General features: G+C 72.1%; 11 protein-coding genes and 1 tRNA gene. 9 read left to right on the top strand and 3 right to left on the bottom strand.

The genetic code is table 11. The annotated features are described in order from the left end of the window. Positions 1-128: 128 nt before the first annotated feature. Positions 129-713, bottom strand: coding sequence for a 5-formyltetrahydrofolate cyclo-ligase (locus tag ACZ6SQ_RS23365; protein WP_469565121.1), 585 nt, complete (start codon positions 711-713; stop codon positions 129-131). A 132-nt stretch (positions 714-845) separates the two neighbouring features. Between ACZ6SQ_RS23365 and galU the strand changes: the two genes are divergently transcribed. The 7 genes from galU to ACZ6SQ_RS23330 all read left to right on the top strand — a co-directional run bounded on the left by galU (position 846) and on the right by ACZ6SQ_RS23330 (position 6,604). Continuing rightward, positions 846-1,748: a UTP--glucose-1-phosphate uridylyltransferase GalU gene (gene galU, locus ACZ6SQ_RS23360; RefSeq protein ID WP_469565119.1), complete on the top strand. Its 903-nt coding sequence runs from the start codon at positions 846-848 to the stop codon at positions 1,746-1,748. Positions 1,749-1,752: 4 nt separating this feature from the next. Next, positions 1,753-3,075, top strand: coding sequence for a molybdotransferase-like divisome protein Glp (gene glp / locus ACZ6SQ_RS23355; RefSeq protein WP_469565117.1), 1,323 nt, complete (start codon positions 1,753-1,755; stop codon positions 3,073-3,075). A 122-nt stretch (positions 3,076-3,197) separates the two neighbouring features. Next, the gene (gene moaC, locus ACZ6SQ_RS23350) at positions 3,198-3,677 is read left to right on the top strand and encodes a cyclic pyranopterin monophosphate synthase MoaC (protein ID WP_386387373.1); all 480 of its coding nucleotides are present in this window, start codon (positions 3,198-3,200) and stop codon (positions 3,675-3,677) included. Then, on the top strand, positions 3,674-4,216 hold the full coding sequence (locus tag ACZ6SQ_RS23345; RefSeq protein ID WP_469565115.1) for a MogA/MoaB family molybdenum cofactor biosynthesis protein: 543 nt from the start codon (positions 3,674-3,676) through the stop codon (positions 4,214-4,216). Before moaC ends, ACZ6SQ_RS23345 begins: the two co-directional genes overlap by 4 nt. A 20-nt stretch (positions 4,217-4,236) precedes the next feature. Next, positions 4,237-4,890: a GNAT family N-acetyltransferase gene (locus ACZ6SQ_RS23340; RefSeq protein ID WP_469565113.1), complete on the top strand. Its 654-nt coding sequence runs from the start codon at positions 4,237-4,239 to the stop codon at positions 4,888-4,890. Between the two features lie 184 nt (positions 4,891-5,074). Further along, the gene (gene sepX, locus ACZ6SQ_RS23335) at positions 5,075-6,427 is read left to right on the top strand and encodes a divisome protein SepX/GlpR (protein WP_469565111.1); all 1,353 of its coding nucleotides are present in this window, start codon (positions 5,075-5,077) and stop codon (positions 6,425-6,427) included. Between the two features lie 103 nt (positions 6,428-6,530). Beyond that, a tRNA-Ala gene (locus tag ACZ6SQ_RS23330) sits at positions 6,531-6,604 on the top strand. Positions 6,605-6,753: 149 nt separating this feature from the next. Here ACZ6SQ_RS23330 and ACZ6SQ_RS23325 read toward each other — a convergent pair. After that, positions 6,754-7,230 carry a GNAT family N-acetyltransferase gene (locus tag ACZ6SQ_RS23325; RefSeq protein ID WP_469565109.1) on the bottom strand — a complete coding sequence of 159 codons (477 nt, stop codon included), beginning with the start codon at positions 7,228-7,230 and terminating at the stop codon, positions 6,754-6,756. Between the two features lie 76 nt (positions 7,231-7,306). On the opposite strand from ACZ6SQ_RS23325, the gene ACZ6SQ_RS23320 reads away from it, so the two are divergent. Together ACZ6SQ_RS23320 and ACZ6SQ_RS23315 are read left to right on the top strand one after the other, a co-directional pair. After that, positions 7,307-8,110 (top strand): exodeoxyribonuclease III, encoded by an 804-nt coding sequence (locus ACZ6SQ_RS23320; protein ID WP_469565107.1) that lies wholly within the window; start codon positions 7,307-7,309, stop codon positions 8,108-8,110. A gap of 220 nt (positions 8,111-8,330) precedes the next feature. Then, positions 8,331-10,007 carry a hypothetical protein gene (locus ACZ6SQ_RS23315; protein ID WP_469565105.1) on the top strand — a complete coding sequence of 559 codons (1,677 nt, stop codon included), beginning with the start codon at positions 8,331-8,333 and terminating at the stop codon, positions 10,005-10,007. A gap of 30 nt (positions 10,008-10,037) precedes the next feature. Here the strand turns inward: ACZ6SQ_RS23315 and ACZ6SQ_RS23310 are convergent, their stop codons facing one another. Beyond that, a complete protein-coding gene (locus ACZ6SQ_RS23310) occupies positions 10,038-10,658 on the bottom strand; it encodes a MerR family transcriptional regulator (protein ID WP_386387393.1) in 621 nt (206 codons plus the stop codon). Positions 10,659-10,783 lie beyond the last annotated feature (125 nt).

Genomic DNA, 10,783 nt, shown 5'->3' with positions numbered 1-10,783 from the left:
CGTCCCACCCTCCCCCCCCACCCCCCACCCCCCCCCCCCCCCCCCCCCCCCCCCCCCCCCCCCCTCCCGGGACGTGTGAGACATACATCACGCGCCGGCCGGGGTGTGCGGCGCCTTCCGCGCCCCGCTCAGCCGCCGGGCCGGAAGCGGCGCACGCCCGAGGGGGTGACCACCGCGTGGACCGGCCGGTCGTGCTCCTCCTCGGGCACGCGCTCGACGACCTCGGCGTCGTAGAGGAGCACCACCAGGGCCGGCCGGGCCCCGGCGCTCTCCAGCCGGGCGAGCACGCGATCGTAGGAACCGCCGCCCCGTCCGAGGCGCATCCCGCGGGCGTCGACGGCGAGCCCGGGCAGCAGGACGGCGTCGGCGGAGGTGACGGCGCCGGGGCCGAGGCGTTCGCCGGAGGGTTCCAACAGCGCCATCTTTCCGCCGTGTTGGACGCTCATGAGAGAAGCGGTGCCGTCGTACGTACCCCAGTCGAGGTCGTTGTCGGGCAGAAGGGCGGGAAGCAGTACGCGGACGCCCCGCGCGCGCAGCGCGTCGAGCAGCGCGAGGGTGCCCGGCTCGGTGCCCACGGAGACGTACGCCGCCACCGTGCGCGCGTTCGCCAGCTCGGGGAGGTGCAGCGCGCGTTCGGCGAGGCCGGCGGCCGCGTCCTGGACGACATCTGCCGTCAACCTGCTCCTCACCGACAGGAGCTCTCGCCGCAACATTCTCTTGTCAGTCTCGCTAGGACGTCCGAACTGCCTCACTGGTTCCTCCCGTTCCGGCCCAATGCGCTCATATGAGAGCCAATTAACCGGAGCCACAGATTCCTCGCAAAGGCACCGGATAAGGTTGCGGCCATGACTCAGGCGCACCCCAGGATCAGCAAGGCTGTCATCCCCGCAGCAGGCCTCGGCACCCGGTTCCTCCCGGCCACCAAAGCCACTCCCAAGGAGATGCTGCCGGTGGTCGACAAGCCCGCGATCCAGTACGTGGTCGAGGAGGCCGTGTCCGCGGGCCTCGACGACGTCCTCATGATCACGGGACGCAACAAGCGTCCCCTGGAGGACCACTTCGACCGCAACTACGAGCTTGAGTCCGCCCTGCAGAAGAAGGGTGATGCCGAGCGACTGGCCAAGGTACAGGAGTCCAGCGACCTGGCGACCATGCACTACGTCCGCCAGGGCGACCCCAGGGGCCTCGGCCACGCGGTGCTGTGCGCCGCCCCGCACGTCGGCCACGAGCCCTTCGCGGTCCTCCTCGGCGACGACCTGATCGACCCTCGCGACCCGCTGCTCCAGCGCATGATCGAGGTCCAGGAGCGGCACGGCGGCAGCGTCGTGGCCCTCATGGAGGTCACGCCCGAGCAGATCCACCTGTACGGCTGCGCGGCCGTGGAGGCGACCGCCGACGGTGACGTCGTGAAGGTCAACGGCCTGGTCGAGAAGCCCGACGCGGCCGACGCGCCGTCGAACTACGCGATCATCGGCCGCTACGTCCTCGACCCGCACATCTTCGAGATACTGCGCAAGACCGAGCCCGGCCGCGGCGGCGAGATCCAGCTGACCGACGCCCTCCAGCAGCTCGCCGAGGACGAGAAGGTCGGCGGCCCCGTGCACGGCGTCGTCTTCCAGGGCCGCCGCTATGACACCGGAGACCGCGGCGACTACCTGCGTGCCATTGTCAGACTCGCGTGCGAACGTGAGGATCTGGGACCGGACTTCCGGACCTGGCTTCGCAGTTACGTCACCGAGGAGATGTAGCACTTTGAGCACCGCCGCGCCCCGTTCCGCCGGCCAGGACCACCTGTGGTCGGTCGACGAACACCTGGAGGACATCCTCGCGACCGTCCGCCCCCTCGAACCCATCGAGCTCCAGCTGCTGGACGCCCAGGGCTGTGTCCTGGTCGACGAGGTCACGGTGCCGCTCTCGCTGCCACCGTTCGACAACAGCTCCATGGACGGGTACGCGGTGCGGGTCGCCGATGTCGCGGGCGCGAGCGAGGAGTTCCCCGCCGTCCTGGAGGTCGTCGGGGACGTGGCCGCCGGCCAGGCCGAGCTGCTGCACGTCGGCCCCGGCCAGGCCGCCCGGATCATGACCGGCGCCCCGCTGCCTCCTGGCGCCGAGGCGGTCGTGCCGGTCGAGTGGACCGACGGCGGGCTCGGCGAGGGCCCGGCGACCGGGATGCGCGTGAGCAGCCTCGCCCCCGAGGGCGCCGCCGGACAGGTCCAGGTCTTCCGCCCGGCCGAGGCACGCGCGCATGTGCGCGCCCGGGGCAGCGACGTGGAGTCCGGTGACCGCGCCCTCGCCGCGGGCACCGTCCTCGGCCCGCCGCAGATCGCGCTGCTCGCCGCGATCGGCCGCGGCACGGTACGGGTGCGCCCGCGCCCGCGCGTGGTCGTGCTCTCCACCGGCAGCGAGCTCGTCCAGCCCGACGAGAGCCTGGGCAGCGGCCAGATCTACGACTCCAACAGCTTCGCCCTCACCGCGGCGGCCCGCGACGCCGGAGCAATCGCCTACCGGGTGGGCGCGGTCGCCGACGACGCCGAGACCCTGCGCACCACCGTCGAGGACCAGCTGGTCCGCGCCGACCTGATGGTCACCACCGGCGGAGTGAGCGTCGGCGCCTACGACGTCGTCAAGGAGGCCCTGTCGCACGTCGGCGACGAGGACGAGGCGGGCAGCGGCATCGACTTCCGCAAGCTCGCCATGCAGCCCGGCAAGCCGCAGGGCTTCGGCTCCATCGGCCCCGACCACACCCCCCTACTGGCCCTGCCCGGCAACCCGGTGTCGTCCTACGTCTCCTTCGAGCTGTTCGTGCGCCCGGCGATCCGCACCCTCATGGGCCTCGAGGACGTCCACCGGCCGCGCACCCGGGCCACCCTCTCCGGCGACCGGACACTGACCTCGCCCAAGGGCCGCCGTCAGTTCCTGCGCGGGTCCTACGCCGACGGCGCGGTGACCCCGGTCGGCGGTGCCGGGTCCCATCTGGTGGCGGCTCTGGCGCTGGCCGACGCGCTGATCGTGGTGCCCGAGGACGTCGAGTCCGTCGAGCCCGGCAGCGAGGTCGAGGTCGTCCTGCTCGGCTGAGCGCACCCGCCCGGGGCGCGGCCCACCTGCTCCGCCCCGCGTCCCGAAGTGGCGGTACCGTGTCGCGCACAGCAGGCCCGTGCGCCGCACCGCGACGGGCCCGGACCGGGAGCGCCCACAGCATGAGCACGCAAGGCCGACTGACCCACATCGACGACGCGGGCGCCGCCCGTATGGTCGACGTATCCGGAAAGGACGTGACCGCGCGCACCGCGCGCGCGAGCGGCCGTGTGCTCGTCTCGCCGCAGGTGGTGGAACTGCTGCGCGGGGAGGGTGTGCCCAAGGGGGACGCCCTGGCCACCGCGCGGATCGCGGGCATCATGGGCGCCAAGCGCACCCCGGATCTCATCCCGCTGTGCCACCCGTTGTCGGTGTCCGGTGTGACACTGGATCTGTCGGTCGCGGACGACGCCGTGGAGATCACCGCCACGGTGCGCACGACGGACCGCACGGGCGTCGAGATGGAGGCCCTCACCGCGGTCTCCGTCGCCGCGCTCACCGTGATCGACATGGTCAAGGCGGTCGACAAGGGAGCGGTCATCACGGACGTACGGGTGGAGGAGAAGACGGGCGGCAAGTCGGGCGACTGGAGCCGGGCATGACACTGGACGCCTCTCTGGGCGGCGCGCTGGTCGCGCCGTACGCCGCGCTGGTCGTGACCGCCTCCAACCGGGCCGCCGCCGGGGTCTACGAGGACAAGGGCGGCCCGCTGGTCGCCGACGGCCTCACGCGCCTCGGCTTCGCCGTCGACGGACCGTGGGTGGTGCCCGACGGCGATCCCGTCGAGGCCGCCCTGAAGGCCGCCGTGGAGGCGGGGTACGACGTCGTCGTCACTACAGGCGGGACGGGCATCTCGCCCACCGACCGCACGCCCGAGGCGACCCGCGCGGTCATCGACCGCGAGGTACCGGGCATCGCCGAGGCCATCCGGGCGTTCGGCCGCCAGAAGGTGCCGACGGCGGCGCTCTCGCGGGGACTGGCCGGGGTGGCGGGCGGCACGCTGATCGTCAACCTGCCGGGCTCCACCGGCGGGGTGAAGGACGGCCTCGCCGTCCTGGAGCCCCTGCTGAGGCACGCCGTCGACCAGATCCGCGGCGGGGACCACCCCAGACCCGGCACAGGCAGTGGGGGTGCGAGCTGAACAGCCCATCCTGGCCCGTCGTGCTCGCGGACGGAGACGTCGTCCTCCGGCCGATAAAGCTGCGCGACCAGCGGGCCTGGCGCGAGGTCAACCGGCGCAACCGGGACTGGCTGCGCCCCTGGGAGGCGACCATCCCGCCGCCCACCCCGAGCGGCCCGATCGCGCACCGGCCGACCTACCGCCAGATGGTCCGGCACCTGCGCTCGGAGGCGAACTCGGGCCGGATGCTGCCGTTCGTGATCGAGTACCAGGGACGGCTGGCCGGGCAGCTGACGGTCGCCGGGATCACCTGGGGCTCGATGTGCTCGGGGCATGTCGGCTACTGGGTGGACCAGAGCGTGGCCGGGCGCGGGGTGATGCCCACGGCGGTCGCGCTGGTCGTGGACCACTGTTTCCGCGGCGTCGGGCTGCACCGCATCGAGGTCTGCATTCGCCCCGAGAACGCGCCCAGCCGAAGGGTCGTGGAGAAACTCGGATTCCGCGAGGAGGGGCTGCGGCCCCGTTATCTCCACATCGACGGCGCCTGGCGCGACCATCTCGTCTACGCGCTGACCGCCGAGGAAGTCCCGGACGGGCTGATGAACCGCTGGCGGCGCACTCGCTCCGGGAGCGGGGCGCGCGACGAGCGCGGCGCGCCTCCTGACCGGCGGAACACACAGGGGAATCCCGCTTAGCCCGAAAATTGAATATGTGTTCGATAACGGTCGGCCGGTGACCGGTTCGAGGCAATCAATTCGCCGCCTGTGCGGCCTGCTGATCGCATCGGTCACAAGAAAAGTTCGAAATATCAGCCAGATCGTGCGACACACCGGCCCAATTGGCGGATGGCCTCACGCAAACCCCTCTACCGTGTGAGGCGTGAGCAGCAGCGGCCTCATCTACGCAGTCATTGTCGGGGCCTGGGCCGCCTACTTGGTGCCGATGTGGCTCCGTAGGCAGGACGAGCTGAACGAGGCCCGTCCGACGGAACGCTTCAGCACCGCCATCCGGCTGCTGTCCGGACGGGCGGGAATGGAGCGCCGGTACGCCAAGGACCGGGCGCGCTCCACCGACGAGGGGGAGCCTGGCACGACCGACCCGGACGGGGTCACCGACTCGGTGGACGTCCGGGCCTTCGCCATGCCTCCGACGCGCCCGCAGACGTCGGCCCAGGTGCCGGGAGCACCCGGCGGCGCCCCCTCGGGAGCCTCCGGCCACGCCCCGTCCGGTCAGGCACCGCTCGGTCAGGCACCGTCCGGTCACGCCCCCGCGCCCCGCGCGGCCGAGGCCCCGTCCCCCCGGGTCGCCGACGCCCCCTCCGCCCGTGCGGCGGACCCCGCGTCCGCCCGTGGTGCCGGTGCCGGGCCCGCGCGCAGGCCGGTGCCGGGTGCCCGGCGTGCGCCCGGCGGGAAGGCCGCCGCCGCGCGCACCGAGCGCTCCAAGGTGCTCGCGCGCCGCCGGCGGACCACCATGATGCTCTTCCTGGCGTTCACCCTGGGCGCGATCGTGGCCGCCGTGGGCGGGCTCGCGCTTCTGTGGGCGCCGACCGTGCCCGCGGTGCTGCTGAGCGTCTACATCGCCTATCTGCGCTCGCAGGAGCGGCGCCGGTTCGCGTACCAGATGGACCGCCGGCAGGCCGAGGCCGCGGCCCAGCGGCTGCGTGAGCGGGCCCGTCAGCCGCGCCGGCCCGCCGCCGAGCCGGTGGCCGAGGACTCCGAGGAGCCCGAAGAAGCGGCCGAACCGGAGGAGGACCCCGGCCTTTCGGCCCTGGCGGCGGACCGCCGGGCGCTGGTGGAGCAGACCGACCACGCCGAGTGGGTGGACCAGCAGCGGGAGCGGCAGCGCGGCCCGGGCCGGGGCGAGAGCTGGGAGCCGGTGCCGGTGCCCCTGCCGACCTATGTGACCGCGCCGGTCGCCCCGCGCGCCACCTCCGACGTCGACCTCGGGGCGCCGGACACCTGGAGCTCCGCGCGGTCGAGCACGATCGCGGGCGAGCAGGAGACGGGCGCCGCCGACCGGGCCGACGAGACCCGTGCCGAGGACCGCTCGGACGCCGTCGACGGCCCCGCCGCCTCCGCCGGGGTGGACGGCCCCGACGACGGCCCCGCCGAGGACGACGGCCGCAGCGACGCGCGCCGGGCCGCCTCGGCGCGCCGGTCGCGGGAGCGGGGGCGTACGCCGCTGTTCGACCAGTACGAGGAGGGCGGGCGGCCGCGGGCCGCCAACGAGTGAGGTTCCGGTGCGCTCGCGGCGGCCGGCCGCCGCGACCAGGCACCCTGCCGGGAACGGATTTTTAAGCACGGCGATCGGGATGCTAGAGTTTCACTCGTTGCAAGGGCCTGTGGCGCAGTCTGGTAGCGCACCTCGTTCGCATCGAGGGGGTCTGGGGTTCAAATCCCCACAGGTCCACCGCAACAACCGATCCCGGTGAATTCCGGGGGAAGTTGAGAAGATCCCGTCCGATCTGCCGATCGGGCGGGATCTTTGTTTTGCCCGTGGACGGTACCCCGACGGGGCGTCAGGCGCCCCCGCGCCGGACGCCCCTGGGGTGAGGGGTGTCACAGGGTCTTGGCGTAGCAGCGGCTGTCCGGGTGGAAACGGTAGTAGCCGAACTTGGTGCAGGGCGCGTAGCCCGTGGAGACGTACAGGGCGATCGCCTCGGGCTGCTTGGTGCCGGTCTCCAGGACCATGCGCACCCGGCCGGCCGCGCGGGCGTCGTCCTCCAGGGCGGACAGGATGCGGCGGGCGAGGCCGAGGCCCCGCATGTCGCCGACCACGTACATGCGCTTGAGCTCGGCGTCGCCGTCCTCGTTGCCCTCGCCGTTGCCGTCCTGGCTGCGCCAGCCGCCGCTGGCCACGGGGCGGCCGGAGTCGTCGTAGGCGATGAGGTAGACGCCGTTCGGCGGCTCGAAGTCGGCGGCGGCCATCGAGGTGGCGTCGCCGCCGTCGCCGTAGCGCACGTGGTACTCGGCCTGGACCTCTTCGTCGAGCTTGACGGCGTCGGGGTGGTCGTAGGGGACGGGGCGGATATCCATGCTGGTCATCGTACGTAGCGGCAGTTTCTCGTTGTTCGAATTCTGGACCCGGTCCAGTGTGCCGTATCGTGCCGGAGTGCTCACTGTGACCTCTGTGAATGTGAACGGGCTGCGTGCCGCCGCGAAGAAGGGCTTCGTGGAGTGGCTCGCCGGTACCTCCGCCGATGTGCTGTGCCTCCAGGAGGTGCGGGCCGAGCCGCAGCAGCTGCCCGAGCAGGTGCGGACGCCGGAGGGCTGGCACGTGACGCACGCGCCCGCCGCCGCCAAGGGCCGTGCCGGTGTCTCGCTCTACACCCGCCGGGAGCCCGACGCGGTGCGGGTCGGCTTCGGCTCGGCCGAGTTCGACGGCAGCGGTCGCTATGTGGAGGCCGACCTGCCGGGTGTCACGGTCGCCTCGCTCTATCTGCCCTCGGGCGAGGTCGGCACCGATCGGCAGGACGAGAAGTACCGCTTCATGGGCGAGTTCCTTCCCTACCTCAAGGATCTGCGCGAGCGGGCCGCCGCCGACGGGCGCGAGGTGCTGGTCTGTGGCGACTGGAACATCGCCCACCGGCCCGCCGACCTGAAGAACTGGCGCGCCAACGGCAAGAACTCCGGCTTCCTGCCCGAGGAGCGCGACTGGCTCGGCCAGGTGTTCGACGCTGCGGACGGTGGCTACGTCGACGTCGTGCGGCAACTGCACCCGGACGTGGAGGGGCCGTACACCTGGTGGTCGTACCGGGGGCGGGCCTTCGACAACGACAGCGGCTGGCGCATCGACCTGCTCGCGGGGACGCCGGGGCTCGCGGGCAGCTGCGTGAAGGCGTACGTGGAGCGGGCCGCGAGCCATGGGGAGCGGTGGAGCGACCACGCCCCGGTGACGGCGGTCTTCGAGCGCTGACGGGCCGTGTGCGCGTCCCGGGCTCTCGCCGCAGGCGTTCCGCCGCCCCCTGGGCGGCCCGTCCGGGGCCCGTCCGGGGGCCGGGAGACGGCTGGCCGACGTTCTGACCACAACTGTGTGACCGTCAGGTGTCCGCTCCGTATACTCCGCCGGAGCACGGGGTTCCGGGCCGTTCCGGGCCTCGTCCGTCCGAGCAACCGGCCAGAGAGTCGTACGCCGCATGAGCAATTCGCTGCCTCCGCTGTCCCCGAACTACGCGGCGCGGATGAACCGCGTCTACCTGGAGAGCGTCGAGACGCACGGGAAGTGGCCGGTCGAGTTCCAGTTCCGGCCGGCGCAGGGGGACCACCGTCATCTGCTGGTGGTGTTCTCCTCGGTGGGCAGTAAGTATGGATTCGGGAACGCGCTCGACAGCGTCAAGTGCAATGTCCTCAGGATTCGCGACCATTTCGACGGTGCGGCCTCCTACTACGTGGCCCGGGACATGGACTTCAGCGTCTCGGACTCCATACAGGCCCTGATCCAGGACCAAATGCGGCGGCTGCGGATCACCCGCGACGAGGTGACCCTGCTCGGCGCCTCCAAGGGCGGAAGCGCCGCCCTCTTCTACGGTCTGAAGTACGACTACAAGAACATCGTGGCCTCGACGCCGCAGTATTTCCTCGGCAGTTACTCCAAGGGGCACGGGCAGCTCGGTGACGCCGTGCTCGGCGAGGGACAGCCGGACGCGAACGTGGCCGTCATGGACGCCGTGATGAAGGACGTGATCGGGAAGGACACGGACTTCAAGCGGAACATCTATCTGGTGTCCTCCCCGGCGGACTACCAGTACGAGCAGGAAGTCGTGCACTATCTGCCCGCGCTGCGGGAGTACGAGAACTTCAACTTCCTTCTCGTGGAGTCCCCGACCGTGCGGCGGCACGACGAGGTGGTCCGGCAGGCGCTGCCGTCGCTGCTGAGCATCGTGTACTCCGTCACCGAGGGCGTGACGCCCCGCTGGGGCGAGGTCACCGTCGGGGCCCGCTCCGAGGAGCCGGAGGAGGCCGCCGCGCACCTCGCGGAGCTGCGGGCCGGCGACACCGCGCTGGCCAGGCTCGGCCGGGCCGTCTTCACCGACGGGAAGCTGGAGCTGAAGGGCCATGCCTTCCTGCCGGGGGTCGGGCCGGAGGGCCCGGTGGACGAGAGCAAGCGTCTCGTCCTGGAGAAGGACGGACGGTCCTGGAGCTATCCGCTGGCGACGACCGGCGAGATCCGGCTCTACCGGGACTATTTCGACGAATACTTCTGCGCGTACGAGAAGGGCGGTTTCGCCTCGCGGGGCGATCTGGCCTTCACGGAACTCCCGCAGGGGACGTACGCCGTCTCCGTGTGTGTCGAGAGCGAGTCCGAGGGGATCGCGCGGCGGACCCGGCTGGTGTCCGCGGCCGCGGTGGACCGGCGGCAGGCGTGCGGCGACTCCGAACTCCTCTTCCGCGGCGGAAAAGGCGGCTTCAAGCTGGTCAAGAGGAGCATTGTCGGGGTCGATTCGCCCGGCGTGCGCTTCGACTCGGTGAAGGCGGAGGAGCGCGGGCGGAGGATCCACGCCGAGGGCGTCTTCTTCCTGCCCGGCCGCAACGCCGACCGGGACGGGCACGCGCAGTACTACCTCGTCCTCGACGGCCGGTCCGGCCGCCACTCCTTCCCGCTGACCGCGCTGCGGAAGCCCGACGCCGTACGGCCGCACAAGCTGCCGGGAGACCTCGGCACCTACGACTTCGGCTACTACGCCACGGAAGCCGCCGGAATCGACGTCTCGGAGCTGCCGGCCGGGAAGTACACGCTGCTCGTGTCGATGAGCGTCGGCGGTGCGCTGTTCACCAAGAAGGCCGGGAAGGTCACCCTCAGGAAGCCGCTCTAGACGGCCGCGTCAGGCGCTCGGCCGACCCTGTCAGTCGCTCTTGCGCAGCTTGCGGTCCATGGCCAGGGACAGCTCCGCCTCCACCACGCTGCGGGCCAGCGGGCGCAGACGCTGGAGGTCCTCCTCCGGGCCGTGGCGCAGCACCAGGTCGGCGAAGAGCTCGGCGAGGGCGTCGGCGTGCTCGCGCACCCGGGTCGCGGCGCCGAGGACCTCGGCGAGCGGGATGCCCTCGCGGACCAGGGCGGCGGACACGTCGAGCAGCCGGCGGCTGATGTGGACGATGCTCTCGCCGTCGGTGCCGACGTAGCCGAGTTCCATGGCCGCGGCGAGGTTCTCCGCGGTCACGTCGCCGGCGAAGTGGTCGGCGAGCTCCTCCGGGGTGAGGCGGACCGGCTCCTCCTCGGTGGGGGCGCCCAGGCCCAGGAGGTCGCCGACGTCCCGGCCGTGGTCGAAGGTCTCCGTGAGGTCGGCGATGCCGCTGAGGGTGTGGCCGCGCTCCAGCAGCGCCGCGATCGTGCGCAGCCGGGCCAGATGATGGTCGTCGTACCAGGCGATGCGGCCCTCGCGGCGCGGCGGCGGGATCAGTTTGCGCTCGCGGTAGAAGCGCAGGGTGCGCACGGTGATGCCGGCCAGCCGGGCCAGTTCCTCCATGCGGTACTCGCCGGGCCGTCCCTCGCTCGGGGGCCGGGGCTCGCGCTCCGTGTCGTCAGCCCTGCCGGGCACATCGTCTCCCACGCCGGAAAGCCTATGTTGTACCGCCGGTAACTTTCCTGGCC

It is taken from the genome of Streptomyces sp. NPDC048600 (genome assembly GCF_055587025.1).
The sequence above is the reverse complement of the archived record's forward strand: the minus strand, read 5'-3'. Positions and strand labels throughout refer to the sequence as shown.